Source organism: Micromonospora sp. A200 (assembly GCF_029893845.1).
In the GTDB taxonomy this organism is placed as follows: Bacteria; Actinomycetota; Actinomycetes; order Mycobacteriales; family Micromonosporaceae; genus Micromonospora; species Micromonospora purpureochromogenes.
The window spans coordinates 30,073-45,851 of the sequence record NZ_JARXXY010000024.1 but is presented as its reverse complement, the minus strand read 5'-3'; the positions used below and the strand labels follow the sequence as shown (position 1 = coordinate 45,851).

Here is a 15,779-nt window from a genome sequence, read left to right as displayed (position 1 = left end):
ACAAACAAACCTTTTGGCGGACTCCGGCGCTGTCAGCACAGGCGTACCGTGCGGATCGGCTTCGAGTGGGGCGAACCAAAAATGGGGGATGAATGCCGAGCGTGACGACGGCAAAGCCGGAAATCGGCAATCTGGTCGCGGTACGCGGCCAGCGCTGGGTGGTCAGCGACGTGCAGGAGGGCGAGCACAGCAGCCTGGTCAGCCTGCAGAGCGTCGAGGACGGCCGCTACGGCCACCACCTGGACGTCATCTGGGAGGTCGAACCGGGGCGCCAGGTGCTGCCCAGCGGCTCGCTGCCCGACGTCATCGAGGGAAAGTTCGACTCGCCGCAGCGGCTGGCCGCCTTCCTCGACGCCGTGCGCTGGTCGGCGGTCACCTCCGCCGACGTGAAGACGTTGCAGTCCCCGTTCCGCTCCGGAGTCGCGATCGAGGACTACCAACTGGAGCCGGTGGCCCGCGCGGTCGACGCACCCCGGGTCAACCTGCTGCTCGCCGACGACGTCGGCCTGGGCAAGACCATCGAAGCCGGCCTGGTCGCCCAGGAGCTGCTGCTGCGCCAGCGGGCCCGGCGCATCATGATCATCTGCCCGGCCGGTCTGACCCTCAAGTGGCGCGACGAGATGGCGGAAAAGTTCGGCCTCGACTTCACCATCATCGACGCCGAACGCTGCGCCACGGTCCGCCGTACCCACGGCTCAGCGGCGAACCCGTTCGAGGTCTACCCGCTGAGCATCATCAGCCTGCCCTGGCTGCGCGGGCAGAAGGCGCAGCGCCTGCTCGACGAGGTGCTTCCCGCCGACGGCCCCACCTACCCGCGCACCTTCGACCTCTTGATCCTCGACGAGGCGCACCACGTCGCCCCGGCCGCCCCCAAGCAGGTCTACGCGGTCGACTCGCAGCAGACCAAGCTGATCCGGCGGCTGGCGCCGCACTTCACCCACCGGCTATTCCTCTCCGCCACCCCGCACAACGGCTACCAGGCGTCGTTCACCGCCCTGCTGGAGATCCTCGACAACCAGCGGTTCGCCCGGGGTGTCGAGCCGGACCAGTCCGCGGTGCGGGACACGGTCGTCCGGCGGCTCAAGCGCGACGTCACGGACGCCGACGGAAAGCCCCGCTTCGTGGAACGGGTCGCCACCGCGATCCCGGTCACCTACCCGGAGAGCGAGCGGCAGATACACGCCCTGCTCACCGAGTTCGCCGAGCTGCGACGCAAGCGGCTGCACTCGCAGCGCGGACGCAAGGCGACCGACCTGGTCACGCTGCTGCTCAAGAAGCGGCTCTTCTCCAGCCCCGCCGCGTTCGCGCACACCGTCGGCGTCTACCTGGAGACCCTGCGCAGCCGCAAGGCGCCCGCCGTCCTGCCGGCCGATGACGACGTGCCGGAGTGGATGGAGGACTTCTTCGACGACGTCGCCACCTATGCCGACGATCAGCTCGCCGAGGCCGAGGACGACGCGCTCGGCCGGACCCGGGCCATGCAGCCCGACGCCACCGCCGACGAGATGGCCCTGCTGGAGAAGATGTACCAGTGGGCCGAGGCGAAGGAGGCGCTGCCGGACGCCAAGGCCCGTGAGCTAATCACCTACCTCGGCGCGGTCTGCAAGCCGGATGGCCGGCACTGGACCAACGAGCGCGTCGTGGTCTTCACGGAATACCGCGACACCCAGATCTGGCTGGCCGAGCTACTCCGCCAGGAGGGCCTGGCCGGGCAGGGGCTCGTGCTGCTGCACGGCGGTACGCCCGCCGAGGAGCGGGAGCAGCTGCGGCTGGCTTTCCAGGCTGACCCGACGAAGCAGCCGGTGCGCATCCTGCTCGCCACCGACGCCGCCAGTGAGGGCATCGACCTGCAGAAGTACTGCCACCGGCTGGTCAACTACGACATCCCGTTCAACCCCAACAAGCTGGAGCAGCGGATCGGTCGGGTCGACCGGTACGGCCAGACGACCGCCCCCGAGATCAAGCACTTCGTGGGCAGCGGCTTCGGCAAGGCCGTCGACTCCTACGAGGCGGACCTGGAGTTCCTGTCCCGGGTCGCCACCAAGGTGGCCCGGATGGAGGCCGACCTTGGTTCGGTCAACGCCGTGCTTGCCGAGGCCGTGCAGCGCCGGATGCTCGGCGAGCAGGTCACCGTGGACATCGACAAGGCGGGCAAGGCCAAGAGCACCCGCAGCCTGCCGACCGAGGCCAACCTGCGCGAGCAGGTCGTCCGGCTCCGGGCGGAGTTGGACAAGACCGTCGAGGAGCTGGGCATCACGCCGCCGGCGGTCAAGCGGGTCGTCGACACGGCGCTCGAACTGGCCCGTCAGCAGCCGCTGAAGCGGCACATCGACGACCGGCACCTGGTCGACGGCCTCTACACCGTCCCGCCGCTGACCGGTTCCTGGCAGCGGGCCGCCGCCGGGCTGACCGCGAAACTGCAGCGCGACGACGAGCCGCCCCGACAACTGCCGGTCACCTTCGACTCGACGGTTGCCAAGGACCAGGACGAGATCGTGCTCGCCCACCTGAACCACCCGCTGGTCGCCATGTCGACCCGGCTGCTGCGCGCCGCCGTCTCCAACCCGGACATCGGGCTGCACCGGGTCACCGCCGTGGTCAGCGACGACCCGGCGCTGGAGGACGTGCTGGTCGGGGCGTACTCCCGGTTCGTGCTGGTCGGCGCCGACGGCGTGCGGCTGCACGAGGAGGTGCTCTACGCCGGCGGCTGGGCGCCCGAGCACGGTCGGTTCCGCCGGCTGGAGAACCTCGGCACCCTCGGCGGCATCCTCGACCGGGCGCTCACCACCGGCAGCGCGGCCTCCGGCCTGGTTGAGGCCCGGCTCGCCGAGCGCTGGCCGCGGGTCGCCGACGGCCTGCTCTCCGCCATCGACTGGCGTGCCGCCACCCGCCGCGAGGCACTGGAGCGCAAGCTCGACCAGCGGCAGGCAGCTGAGCAGCAGCGCATCGTCGACAACCTTGACCAGTTCGCCGCCACCCTGCGCGGCGCGCTCGCCGACGACGACGCCGAGGACGCGCTGTTCAGCGTCGCGGTCGCCGCGAAGAGCAAGGAAGAACTGGCGCAGTACCGCAAGGATCGTCAATCCTGGGAGGAACGCTTGTCGGCCCTGGAAGTCGAGCGCGACCGCGAACTCGCGGCCGTCGCCGCCCGCTACCGAGACCCGAAGCCGCACCGGTTCCCGGTGGCCGTGGTCTTCGTCGTGCCGAAGCGGGAGGCCATCCGATGAGCCGTACCTTCCGACGTCCCGCCGCGCCCGACGGCGCCGAGCAGCATCGCAACTGGCTGAGCCTGGTCGAGGTCAGCGGCCCGTTCCTGAGCCTGCCGGTGCTCCGCGCCACCTGGCCGAGCCTGGACGCGCTCGACAAGAAGACCCGCGAGCGGCTGCGCCAGGAGCACGCCACCTGGCAGGCCGACATCAACGCGGGCCAGCAGCCCTGGATCGGGTACGTGCTGCGTGAGCTGCTCGGCTGGGGCGACACCCTGCACACCGACGGGCTCGACGGGCTCGGGCACACCGTCGCCGAGCACGACACCGAGCTGCGCCCGTCGTTCGCGCTCGTCGAGCCGGGCGAGGAGATCAAGCCCGACAGCGTACGGATGCTGGGGATGATCTGCCCGGCCGGCAGCCAGCCGACCGCCCGGATTCGTGATTCCGCGTGGGCGGCGACCCCGGTCGACCGGCTCGCCCACCTGTGCCGGCACCACAACATCGAGCTGGGTCTGGTCACTGACGGACGCTGGTGGACGCTGGTCTGGGCGCCGCGCGGCGGCGTCACCACCACCGCCGTCTTCGACGCCGTGGCCTGGCCCGAGGCGGCCGAGCGCGACGTGGTCCGCGCGTTCGTCTCGCTGCTGTCCCGGCACCGGTTCTTCGGCGTCCCTGACGCCGAGCGGCCGGTGCCGCTGCTGCGGGCCAGCCTCGGCAGCCAGGAGGAGATTACCGAGGCGCTCGGCGTGCAGGTCCGCCAAGCCGTCGAACTCCTGGTGGCCGCGATGGGCCGCACCGACGTCCGGGACCGGGAACTCGGCGGGCGCGGCCTCCAGGACGTCGACGCGCACGAGGTCTACCGGGGCGCTGTCTCCGTGATGATGCGGATCGTCTTCCTGCTCTTCGCCGAGGAGCGCAAGCTGCTCCCCGCCGACAACGAGCTGTACGTGAAGGCGTACTCGGCGGGGCGGCTCTGCGCCGAGATGGAGCAGCGAGTCATCGAGGGCAGCGAGGAGGACCTGGAGCACAGCTCCGCCGCCTGGCACCGGCTGCTCGCCCTGTTCAACGCCGTCTACCGCGGCGTGGACCACCCCCGGCTCACCATGCACGGCCACGACGGGTCGCTCTTCGACCCGGAAGCCACCCCGTGGCTGCCGCTGACCATCGACGACCGAACCGTGCTGCACATGCTCCGTGCCGTGCAGTACGTCGAGATCGGCACCGGCCGGTCCCGGGAGCGCCGAACGCTCAGCTTTCGCGCCCTCGACGTGGAGCAGATCGGGTACGTCTACGAGGGCCTGCTCTCCTTCGAGGGCTTCCGCGCCGAGGACGTGACGGTCGGGCTGATCGGCAAGGAGGGGCTGGAGGAGGAGGTCCGGCTCGCCGACCTGGAGGCCGTTGCGTGGCAGGTTGATGACGTGCCGGCGCTGGCCAAGGTGCTCGCGGAGAAGTACAAGGACTCGAAGATCGGCTCGGTCGCGGCGCTGACCAAGCGGCTGGCACCGCTCGACGGGGTGGAACGCGAAGAGGCTCGCAAGAAGCTGCTCGCCGTCACCGGCGGCGACTACCCGCTCTCTGAGCGGCTGCTGCCCTTCGTTGGGGTCGTCCGTGAGGACCTGCGCGGGCTGCCAGTGGTGATCCTGCCCGGCGCGCTCTTCGTCACCGAGTCGGCGCTCCGCAAGAACAGCGGCACCCATTACACCCCGAGGAAGCTCGCGGAGAAGGTGGTCGAGGGCGCCCTGAAGCCGCTGCTCTACGAGCCCGGACCCCTGCAGACGGCGGACAAGGATCGGTGGAAACCAAAGACCAGCGAGCAAATCTTGTCGCTCAAGGTCGCGGACATCGCGATGGGCTCGGCGGCTTTCCTGGTCGCCGCCGCTCGCTACCTCGCCAAGCACCTGGTAGGGGCCTGGATGCGGGAGGGCGACGAGCGGGCGCTCGGCTACCAGCAGCGCGCCGTCGATCGGCCCGTAGACGCCGACGATGACCCGCTAATCGTCGAGGCGCGGCGCCAGATCATCGAGCACTGCCTCTACGGCGTGGATATCAATCCGATGGCCGTGGAGATGGCGAAGCTGTCGCTATGGCTGGTCTCCATGGATCCACAGCGTCCCTTCACCTTCCTCGACGACCGCCTGGTCGCCGGCGACTCCCTGCTCGGCATCACCTCGTTGGATCAGCTCGAAACCATGCACATGGACCCGACACTGGGTCAGAAGCTCCACGAGGACAGCATTTTCGACTGGACGTCCGGCATCCGGTCGCTCGTCAAGGAGGTCGCCGAAGACCGGCGCAAGATCGCTCAGGTAGAGCTGGGTGATGACCCGATGGCGGCGCTGGCCAAGAAGCGCGAACTCCTCAAGACCTCCACACGTAAGACTGAGCAGCTTCGATTCTTCGCCGATTTGGCGGTTGGTGCGGCGCTCGCGTACGCCGGCAAGGGGGATCGAGGTCTCAACGGCGGCTCCGTTGAGGCGGCGAAGCTTGCTAACGATATTACCGACGGCCACATTGAGGGCAACGGTATTGAGCACCGGGCCACTTGGCTGGCAAAAGATAGCGTCTCGGGTGGCTTTCACCGCAGCCCCCTCCACTGGCCCTTGATGTTTCCGGAGGTGTTTGTAGACGGGGGCTTCCATGCTGTTGTGGGGAACCCGCCGTTCCTGGGCGGTGTTAAGATCTCGCCCGCTCTCGGTGACGCGTACCGAGAGTACCTCGTCCAAGTCGTTGCTGGTGGCCGCCGAGGAACTAATACTGACATCGTTGCCTACTTCGTGCGCCGAGCGGTGGCGTTGCTGCGTCGTATGGGCCTAAATGGCTTCGTCGCGACAAACTCGCTGGCGGAGGGTGCGACAGGTAAAGTGGCCTTTCACGACGTTGGTGGTCCTCTGACGATTATTCAGGCAGCTTCCAGCTTCGCTTGGCCAGCGAAGGGCGCGAACTTGACCGTAGTTAACTACACCGCCGTTAGGGCTGAGGGTATTGAGTTGCGTGGGTCGCGGACCTTCGACGGCCGTGTAGTGCAAGTGATTGATGGGTCACTCAGGCCGGCAACTAGCTACGCGAAGCCCTTTTCGCTTGCGGCAAACGCGGGGATCGCGTTCAATGGCGTCAGTCATATGGGCGACGGCTTCATTCTATCCGAGCAAGAGGCGAACGTACTCAGGTTCTCCGAAAGCGGGAAGGTGATTCGGTCATTCCTTGGCGGCGCCGACGTAACCGACAATCCTGGCGTAAAAGCCAGTCGGTACATCGTCGACTTCGGCGAAATGACTGAGTTGCAGGCGCAGAATTTCGTTTCTGCCTACCGCCTTGTAAAGGAGCGAGTACTTCCGTTCCGGCTCGGCAAAGACGCTAAGAAGTACCCGCGCATGGTTCATGAGTGGTGGAAGTTCTGGAACGGTAGGCCCGGCCTGCGCTCGGCCCTTCGTAACCGGCAGAATGCTCTCGTCATAACGCGGCACAGCAAAATTGCTCTACCGGTCCGAGTCTCTGCCGACCAAGTGTTCAGCGAAGGTGTCATTATCTTTGTCCCGCGCGAGGCCTCCGATGAGTTTGCGCTGCTGGCCTTCCTTTCCAGCGCTCCCCACTTTCTCTGGATGCTAGATCGGGCTTCGAGCCTTGAGACTCGAATCCGATATACGCCGTCTAGTGTTTTTGATCCCCTGCCCCTGCCGCCCTTCACGGCCGAACTGCACCAGATGGGCGAGCGGTTGGATAATTTGCGAAGAGATATCATGCTCGACAGGCGCAATGGAATGACTGACATCTACAACCTCTTCAACAGGGAGGACGGCCAGAGTTCGGATATCCGAGCACTCCGGGAAGTGCATCTCAGGATTGACGAAGCGGTATGCCGCGCGTATGGCTGGAGCGAACTCTTGGAGAGGGGGCTGGCTCACGGCTTTCACCAGCTCAATGGTGAGAGTCGATACACCGTCGGCCCAGCGGTGCAGCGGGAAATTCTCGATCGCCTGCTCGAACTCAACCATCAGCGCTACGCCGAGGAAAGGGCCAAGGGGCTGCACGACAAGAAAATCAGCCGCAAGGCGACAGTCGCCGAAGGGACGTTGTTCTGATGGTCGACGTACAGGGCGGTCTCTTCCCGCATCCCCGTGGCGAGCAGCAGATACTCTCCATCTCGGGCTCCAATGACGCCGATCAGTCGGTATTGATCCCGCCGTTGGACGTGCCGCAGACGTTCCCCAACGTGTCTTCCTACCAGGTCCGCGACGAGCTGGAGGAGCTGATCGGGCGGGATCTGCTCGGCCCGTGGGACGGCGAGCGCGAGGAGTTCCGCCCTGGTGCGATGGGCCCGCGCGAGCGGTACCTCGTCGGGATGCTCGGCCCGAAGCAGCGCCCGCGCTCCGACCGCCGCGAGGCGGCCGAGGTGGCGGACGTGGACGCCGCCGTCCAGGGTGACGGCGCGGAGGCCGAGCTTCCTGAGGTCGTCACCCCGCAGAACCTGGGCAAGATGTGGGCCTCGTCCATGGGCCTGTCGTTCGCCGTCCCCGGCGACGTCGACGTCCTCACCGTGACCGCCGACTGGGGCCGCTACGACCTGCGCGAGTCTGAGGACGAGAAGGGCAAGAAGCGCCGGGTCTGGTACCGCGAGCCGCTGTCGTATCGGAAGGAGGTCCGCCTCGACAGCGAGTCGTCCTACCGGATGCCGCTGACGGTGCCGGACGAGGACGATCCGGGCGTGCACCTGGCCGTCGAGGTCCGGCCGCGCGACGGCAGTCGGGTCGTGCAGCTCGCCCTGATCAATACCCAGCTGGAGGCGACCAGCAACGGTGACACGGCCTGGTTGTTCCAGGCCGCCCTCATGGTGAGCGCGCTGGACGGCGCCGCCGCCGTCTTCCTGCCGATCGACGACCCGCTGGACGGGGTGCACGGCGTCGGTGACGACTTGGAGGAGACGCACCTGCGGCTGCTCTACCGGTCGCAGCGCCGCTATGCCTCCGGCCGCAACGTCGCCGTTCACCCGTCGGTGCGCGAGGGCGAGCGCTGCGCGTACCGGCTTGCCACCACCTGGCTGCCCACCCACAACGTGCCGGCGACCGTCGCCCAGGTCGGCGCGGACAGCGGCCTGGCGGGCGTGGAACTGTCCATGGACGCCCTCGCCACCGCCGACATCGACCGGCTCCGCACCCGGCTCGCACCACTGGCCGACGGGTACGAGGACTGGCTGGACGACGAGGAGGCCAAGATTCCTGGCCTGCCGGAGCCGCTGCGCCCCGCCGCCGTGACTGCCGTCTTCAACGCGCGTCGAGCGGCCGAGCGGATCCGTGCCGGCATCGCGCTGCTCACCGATCCGGAGACCGAGAAGCACGCCGACGCCATCGCCGCTTTCCGCTTCGCCAACGAGGCGATGGCGCTGCAACGTCGACACAGCGAGGTAGCCCGGCTCCGCGAGGAGCAGGGCCTGTCGTACGCGAAGGCCAGAGCTGCCATCGAGGCGCGCGGCGCCGCGGCCGCCTCCTGGCGCCCGTTCCAGCTCGCGTTCGTACTGCTGAATCTGCCGTCGATCACCGACCCGGCGCATCCGGAGCGCGCCGCCGACCGGGACGCCACCGTCGATCTGCTCTTCTTCCCCACCGGTGGTGGCAAGACGGAGGCCTACCTCGGGCTGACCGCCTTCACCTTCGCGATCCGCCGTCTCCAGGGCGTGGTCGGTGCCGGTGCGGACGCCCGTAGCGGCGCGGGCGGTGTGGCCGTGCTGATGCGGTACACGCTGCGGCTGCTCACCGCGCAGCAGTTCCAGCGGGCCGCTGCCCTGGTCTGCGCCGCCGAGGTGCTGCGTAGGCTGGCGGAGCGCACCTGGGGTGCGGAGCCGTTCCGGATCGGGCTCTGGGTCGGTGGCGGGGTGTCGCCGAACTGGTTCACCGAAGCCTCCGAGCAGATCGCGGAGGCGCGCGAGGTCGGCAACGGCAAGTTCACCAACGTCCTGCAGACGTTGAGCTGCCCGTGGTGCGGGTCGAAGCTGCGCGCCGAGCGTGACCTGACCGTCCGCGAGGACGAGCGGCGGGTCCTGGTCTTCTGCCCGGAGGCCGAAGGCGCGGATGCCTGCCCGTTCTCCCGGACCCGCTCCGCCGAGGGCCTGCCGATCCTCACCATCGACGAGGAGATCTACCGGTACGCCCCGAGCCTGGTCATCGCCACCGTCGACAAGCTCGCCCAGCTGCCCTGGCGGGGCTTCGCCGGGATGCTCTTCGGCCGGGTCCGGGAGCGCTGCCCCCGGCACGGCTACCGGCACGACGACCTCGACGCGAAGACCGGCTGCGGGGCTCGGCACAACAAGAAGGGAAAGCTGCCGGCGGTCACCAGTGAGCCGGTCGTCCGGCTGCGCCCGCCGGACCTGATCATCCAGGACGAGTTGCACCTCATCTCCGGTGCGCTCGGCACCATCGTCGGCCTGTTCGAGGCGGCCGTCGATCAGCTCTGTACCTGGTCGCTGCCGGGCGGCCGCGAGGCCGGGCCGAAGATCGTGGCGTCCACGGCGACCACCAAGCGGGCCCGGGAGCAGGTGCTCGGCGTCTTCGGCCGACAGCTCGCCGTCTTCCCGCCGCCGGTCATCGACATCACTGACACGTTCTTCAGCCGGCAGGTACCGGTCACCGTGCAGAACCCCGGCCGCCGCTACCTGGGCGTCTGCGCGCACGGGGTCCGGATGAAGTCGGCGGAGATCCGCGTCTCGGAGATCCTGCTCATCGCCGGGCAGACTCTCTTCGACACGTACGGGCAGCCGGCCGACCCGTACATGACCACCGTCGGCTACTTCAGCGCCACCCGTGAACTGGCCGGCATGCGCCGTCTCCTCGACGACCAGGTCACCACCCGCGTCCGCAGCCACGGCCGGCGCAAGGGCCTCTCCGACCGGATCGCCGGCACGCAGATGCTCAACGTGCAGGAACTCACCTCCCGGGTCTCCTCCGCCGACATCAGCGAGGTGCTCAAGCGGCTGGAGAACGGCTTCGACCCGGAGCTCGACACCTCTGCCCGACGGCGGGCCGTGCTGGAGGACATGCGGGACGCGTTCAAGGCCAAGACCGCGTCGAACCCGAAGCTGTCCCTGCACCCGGTCACCCAGAGCTTCTACCAACGGCAGGACGAGAACCGGGTGCCGGTCGACGCGGTGCTCGCCACCTCGATGCTCCAGGTCGGCGTCGACGTGTCCCGCTTCGGCCTGATGGTCGTCACCGGGCAGCCGAAGAACACTGCCGAGTACATTCAGGCTTCCTCTCGGGTCGGCCGCGACGCGAAGCGGCCCGGTTTGGTGGTCACGCTCTACAACTGGACCAGGCCGCGGGACCTGGCTCACTACGAGGACTTCGAGTACTACCACGCGACCTTCTACCGTCAGGTGGAGGCGCTGTCGGTCACCCCGTATACCCGGCGGGCGCTGGATCGGGGCACCACCGCGACCCTCGTCGCGGCCGTGCGCAACGGCGAGGACAGCTTCTCCCGCAACACCGACGCCCACGACGTGCCGCTCGACGGCCCGGAGGTGCAGCGGGTGATCGGCCGGCTGCTGGCCCGCGCCGAGGCGATCAGCGGGACGCGCGGGCGCGACTACCTCCAGGAGCGGATCAACCGGCTCCGCGACGATTGGAACAAGAAGAAGACCGGTTCGTCGCGGCTCGGCTACTCCGAGGGGACGTTCAAGCAGCAGAAGCTGGACGGCCTGCTGACCGTGGCCGGTGGCGGGCGGTGGACCGGCCTGACGGTCGGGCAGTCCATGCGGGAGACCGAGAACGAGATCAACCTGGTGCTGCCTGCCGGTGGGGAGATCTTCAACCCGCAGTACGGCACGCCAGAGTGGTCTTTCGGCCCGCAGACCGACGGTAAACGGGATGAGGATCTGCCCGACGGGGATGAGCTCGGCGAATCGACGCTGACCGGGAAGGGCAACTGATGGCCGCCAACTACTTCCGGCGGGTCGGTGCCGTCCGCCCCAGCCACCTGATGTTCACCACCGGCGTCGGCTCGATCGTCGACCTGCCCAACTTCTCCGTTCTCGTCCGAGGGCTCGACGACTGGAACTACTCGGTTGTGCCCCAGTGGGAGGAGATCGTGGAGCCCCGGCTGCTCGCCGCCGTGCGGGCGCTGGGGTTGCGTTCGGTCAAGGAACTGCGTCCGGCGCCGTGGCTGGACGGTACCGACCGAGAGCCGACCGGCCCGGCCGGCCGCGTCGGGGTGCCGATCACGCCGTTTCCCGGGTGGTTGCGTTGCACGGCCTGCGACGACCTGGCGCCAATCGACTCGAACGTCTTCGGCTTCGAGAACTCCAAGCCGCGTAAGCCACACGAAGCCCGCTTCTTTCACACCGTGTGCAGCCGCAAGAAGTCGGGGCGCAGACCGATGGCGGTGGGTGCCCGGTTCGTGCTCGCCTGCACCGCCGGCCACCTCGACGACTTCCCGTACGCCCACTTCGTCCACCAGGGCGGCGCCTGCCCGAACGCCAGCCATCCGAAGCTGAAGATGGACGACCGCGGCGGCAACCTGGGCGCCAACGTCGAGATCAAGTGCGCGCCCTGCGGTGCCCGCCGCAACATGAAGGAGGTCCTCGGTCCGCGCGGCGCGGAGAAGCTTCCCCGCTGCCGTGGCCGTCGGCCGCACCTGGGCGACTTCGACCCGAAGGGCTGCGGCGGTGCCGAACTCAAGCTCCTGGTCGTCGGCGCGTCCAACCAGTGGTTCGCGCAGACCCTCTCCGCCCTGGCCGTGCCGCGCACCGGCGCGAGCGAACTCCAGGCAAAGGTGGAACAGCACTGGGCCGCCCTGGAAGGTGTTCCCAACGTGGACATGCTGCCGTACCTGCGCACGGTCGTACCGGCTTTCCGCGAGCTGGAAAAGTGGAGCGACCAGGAGATTTGGGCGGCGATCGAGCGGCACCGCACCGGCGCCAAGAGCGACGAGGAGGAGAAGGGCTACCCCGACCTGCGTACGCCGGAATGGGAGATCTTCTCCGCCGGGCAGCTGCCGCCGGCCACGGACGACTTCACCCTCCGCCGCGACCCCGACGGTGTGCCCGGCGAGCTGAAGAACGTCTACGCCGACGTGATCCAGGCCGAACGGCTTCGCGAAGTCCGCGCACTGGTCGGCTTCACCCGACTCGACTCGCCCGACCCGGAAGACCCCGACCTCGTCACCCGCGCGTCGCTATCCAAGGGCGCGGCGACCTGGGTGCCGGCCAGCGAGGTACGCGGAGAGGGCATCTTCCTGCGCCTGCCGGAGGACCTGCTCGCCGCCTGGGAGCAGCGAATCGAGTACACCGAGGTCATGCAGGAACACCGGGACGCGTACGCCCGGTTCCGCAAGAACCGCTACTCCGGTCGCATCGCCGGACCGTTCGACCCGATGCACCTCTGGCCCGGGGAGCGCTACATCGCCCTGCACACCCTGTCACACCTGCTGATCCGCACCATCTCCCTGGAGTGCGGCTACAGCTCGGCGAGTCTCTCCGAACGGATCTACTCCGGCACCGAGGCCGACCCGCAGCGCGCGGGCATCCTCATCTACACCGCCGTGCCGGACGCCGAAGGCACTCTCGGCGGGCTGGTGTCGCTCGCCGAGCACGACTCGCTTGTCCGGCTCACCCGGCGGGCCCTCGCCGACGCGATGCACTGCTCGTCGGACCCGCTCTGCGCCGAACGGCTGCCCCAGGACCCGGCGGACTTCCTGCACGGCGCCGCCTGCCACGTCTGCCTCTTCGTCTCCGAGACGACCTGCGAACGCGGCAACCGGTTCCTGGACCGGCGATTCGTCGTACCGATCGACAAGCCGGACCTGGCGCTCTTCCCCGAACTGCCATGAGCTGGCACCCGGCGTTCGAGGCGGCGGCCGAGGCCGCGGTGCACCGGCTCGGCCCGGGACACCTGCGGGTGCTGGCCGACCGCCTCGGCGACGGCTCGCCGGAGCAGGCCGTCCGGCACGCCGTCCCGGTGCCCGGCTTCGCCGAGGCAGCCGGGGCGGTGCTGGCCGCGCAGTGTGCCTCGGGGCTACCGAGCGTGCAGGCGGCGGCCTACCTTCGTGGGCTGGCCGCCGGGCATGCGCAGCGGTCGGCGGCGGTACGCATCGAGTCGGTGTGGAGCGGACCGAGCAGCCACCCGGTGCCGGTGCGCGCCACCGCCCAGGTGCTGGTCGACCTGGTGGCGGAGGCTCATGCGGAGCTGCTGCTGATGACGTACTCCGCAAAGCCCTACCCGCCGCTGCTGGCCGCGCTGACGGCGGCGGTCGCACGCGGTGTGGCCGTGACCGTCGTGGTCGAGACGCTCGCCGGGGCCGGCGGCGCGTTGAACGGTGCGGAACCCGCCGCCGCCTTCGCGAACCTGTCCGGCGTTCAGGTGTGGCACTGGCCGGTCGAGCGGCGGGCCGAGGACCACGCCAAGATGCACGCGAAGATCGCCGTCGCCGACCGGCGGGTCCTGCTGGTGTCCAGCGCCAACCTGACCCAGTCCGGCGTCAACCGCAACATCGAGGCGGGGCTGCTGGTACGCGGTGGCACGGCACCGCAGCGGGCGGCCGAGCACATCGCGGAGCTGCAGACCCGCGGGGTACTGGCCCGACTCCAGACGTCCGGGCAGGGACGGTGACCATGTCCGACGGTTCCACTGTCGCCACCGGCGACATCGCCCGGCTGGCCGGCGTCGGGCGCGCGGCGGTCAGCAACTGGCGGCGGCGCTTTCCCGACTTCCCGACGCCCGTCGGCGGCAGCTCCGCGAGCCCCCTCTTCGCCCTGGCTGAGGTCGAGGACTGGCTGCGCCGCCACGACAAGCCGTTCCAGCTCACCCTCGTCGACCGTCTCTGGCAGTCGCTGCGCGGCGCCGCAGACCTGCAACTGGGCGACCGGATCGGTTACCTCGGCGGCTTCCTGGTCTTCCTCGAGCGGGATCCGGCCGGCTGGAAGAGCCTCGCCGATCAGCCTGACGCCGTCGTGGTGCACCGGCTGGCCGAGACCGCACGGGCGGTCGTCCCGGAGTTCGCGCACCTCATCACCGACCCACCGGACCAGGATGCGGTGACCATCGTCCGCCTGGCCGCCGAGGCAGCCGCCCAGGAAGGGTCCCTGGCCGTCTTCGACTTCCTCTGCCAGCGTTACCTGGAGGTCAACTCCCGCCGCCACACCGTCACGCCCGCTGCGTTCGCCTCGCTCATGGTCGCACTGGTCGCGTCGGAGGCGGAGACGATTCTCGACCCGGCCTGCGGAATCGGCACCCTCCTGTTGGCCGCTACCGACAGCCCGGCCCGGAAATTCCGCGGTCAGGAGGCGAACCGGACGGCTGCCCGCATCGCCACCGCCAAGCTCCTGCTGCACGTTGGCGACGCCCGGGTCGCCGTGTCGGACTCGCTGCGATCCGATGCGTACGCCGGGGAGTTGTTCGACGCGGTGGTGTGCGTCCCGCCCTTTGCAGACCGGTCCTGGGGCCACGACGAGTTGACCGGCGACGCCTGCTGGGAGTACGGCCTGCCACCCCGGGGAGAACCGGAACTGGCCTGGGCGCAGCACTGCCTGCGGCACGTCAAGCCCGGGGGGCGGGTCGCGCTTCTCGTGCCGGGCGCGGTCGCCAGCCGACGTTCGGGCCGACGCATCAGGAGCAACCTGCTTCGAGCCGGGGCGCTGCGCGCGGTGATCTGCCTGCCGGCGACCGGGCCGGCCGGGGCGGTGGCCCCGGATCTGTGGCTGATGCAGCGCCCCGACGGAGCGCGGCGCCCCGACGAGGTGCTCATGGTCGACGCCTGCTCCGAACCAGCAGGTGCCGTCCAGGCCTGGGCAGCCTTCTGCGCCGGGTCCGAGCTGCCGGCCGGGAGCCGGGCAGTGCCGATCATCGACCTGTTGGATGACGACGTCGACCTCTCGCCGGCACGGCACCTCGCTGCCGCCGGCACGCCACCGTCCGCGTTCCCACCCGTTCTGGCGGCGCTGAGCAAAGCGGTCGATGCCCTCGTGCCGACACTGCCAGGTCTGACCGACATCCCTTCGCCCGACGTCCCGATGATGACCACAGTCGGCGACCTGGTCAGAACGGGCGCGGTCACGATCCGGCAGGCTCCGATGAAGATGGGTACGGCCGAGGACGGACCCGCGCCGGTGCTCACCGCCCGGGACGTACGGCTCGGGCGTCCGGCATCCGGAACAGCCGTGCCCCTACCCGGTGCGGTCACTCTGAAGGCGGGCGACGTGGTGACACCCCTCGCACCACGAGCGTCCGCTGTCCATGTCGTCGCCGAAGGCGGCCCGCTGCTCGGCCCGCGGCTCTACCTGCTCCGGGTCGACCCGGACCAGTTGGATCCGTACTTCCTGGCCGGCTTCCTGCGGGCCGCTCAGCCTGCTTCGGGTTCCGGCGGTTCGTCCCTCGCGAGCCGCCTCGACATCCGTCGGTCCCGGCTGCCCCGGCTGCCCCTGTCGGAGCAGCGCCGGATCGGAGCGGCGTTCCGTCGGTTGATGGCATTCGAGGCGCAGTTGCGGGAGGCGACGGCTCTGGGGGAGGAACTCGTCGAGCGGGGGTTCGTCGGTCTCAGCGACGGGACCCTGCGCCCGACGGTGGCGGACTAGCCTGCGCATGCTGGTGG

Annotated in this window: 6 protein-coding genes; all 6 read left to right on the top strand. The window is 69.3% G+C overall.

Features of this window, described 5'->3' with window-relative positions; all coding sequences use genetic code 11:
• The first annotated feature begins 101 nt into the window (after positions 1–101).
• The 6 genes from drmD to M2302_RS22390 are packed head-to-tail and all read left to right on the top strand — an operon-like array spanning position 102 to position 15,762.
• The gene (drmD, locus tag M2302_RS22415; protein WP_280839817.1) at positions 102–3,227 is read left to right on the top strand and encodes a DISARM system SNF2-like helicase DrmD; all 3,126 of its coding nucleotides are present in this window, start codon (positions 102–104) and stop codon (positions 3,225–3,227) included.
• Positions 3,224–7,288 carry a DNA methyltransferase gene (locus M2302_RS22410; protein WP_280839816.1) on the top strand — a complete coding sequence of 1,355 codons (4,065 nt, stop codon included), beginning with the start codon at positions 3,224–3,226 and terminating at the stop codon, positions 7,286–7,288. Before drmD ends, M2302_RS22410 begins: the two co-directional genes overlap by 4 nt.
• Positions 7,288–11,124, top strand: coding sequence for a DISARM system helicase DrmA (gene drmA / locus M2302_RS22405; RefSeq protein WP_280839815.1), 3,837 nt, complete (start codon positions 7,288–7,290; stop codon positions 11,122–11,124). The genes M2302_RS22410 and drmA overlap by 1 nt, the downstream gene beginning before the upstream one ends.
• Positions 11,124–13,022, top strand: a complete 1,899-nt coding sequence (locus M2302_RS22400) for a DUF1998 domain-containing protein (protein WP_280839814.1) — start codon at positions 11,124–11,126, stop codon at positions 13,020–13,022. Before drmA ends, M2302_RS22400 begins: the two co-directional genes overlap by 1 nt.
• Positions 13,019–13,801, top strand: coding sequence for a DISARM system phospholipase D-like protein DrmC (gene drmC, locus M2302_RS22395; protein WP_280839813.1), 783 nt, complete (start codon positions 13,019–13,021; stop codon positions 13,799–13,801). Before M2302_RS22400 ends, drmC begins: the two co-directional genes overlap by 4 nt.
• A 2-nt stretch (positions 13,802–13,803) precedes the next feature.
• Positions 13,804–15,762: an N-6 DNA methylase gene (locus tag M2302_RS22390; protein ID WP_280839812.1), complete on the top strand. Its 1,959-nt coding sequence runs from the start codon at positions 13,804–13,806 to the stop codon at positions 15,760–15,762.
• Positions 15,763–15,779 lie beyond the last annotated feature (17 nt).

Bases quoted from the DNA above. Each gene is read 5' to 3' on its own strand.
- drmC (WP_280839813.1), top strand. From the start codon at position 13,019: ATGAGCTGGCACCCGGCGTTCGAGGCGGCGGCCGAGGCCGCGGTGCAC.
- M2302_RS22400 (WP_280839814.1), top strand. From the start codon at position 11,124: ATGGCCGCCAACTACTTCCGGCGGGTCGGTGCCGTCCGCCCCAGCCAC.
- M2302_RS22390 (WP_280839812.1), top strand. From the start codon at position 13,804: ATGTCCGACGGTTCCACTGTCGCCACCGGCGACATCGCCCGGCTGGCC.
- drmA (WP_280839815.1), top strand. From the start codon at position 7,288: ATGGTCGACGTACAGGGCGGTCTCTTCCCGCATCCCCGTGGCGAGCAG.
- M2302_RS22410 (WP_280839816.1), top strand. From the start codon at position 3,224: ATGAGCCGTACCTTCCGACGTCCCGCCGCGCCCGACGGCGCCGAGCAG.